The sequence below is a fragment of the Belnapia sp. AC561 genome, from assembly GCF_979252845.1.
Window position 1 is genome coordinate 1 of sequence record NZ_CEEDBP010000501.1, and the last position, 235, is coordinate 235.

Genomic DNA, 235 nt, shown 5'->3' on the forward strand with positions numbered 1-235 from the left:
AGAACCGGCCAAAATACGACCGCTGCAAGCTGCGCTACCCGAGCGACCTGACCGATGAGGAATGGGCGATCATCGGCCCGCTGATCCTGCCGGCGAAGCGCGGCGGCTACAAGCGGACGATCGACGTGCGGGCGGTGCTGGATGGGGTGATGTACATTCTCAGCACCGGCTGGGCCCACTATCGCACTAGCATTTACTGACGGTCCCGGGATACCCAAAAATGGAAAGGATGCGG

Annotated in this window: 1 pseudogene; it reads left to right on the forward strand. The window is 61.7% G+C overall.

The annotated features are described in order from the left end of the window. Positions 1-170 (forward strand): annotated as a pseudogene (locus AC0IW9_RS32020) (transposase); the annotation flags it as partial. Between the last annotated feature and the right edge of the window lie 65 nt (positions 171-235).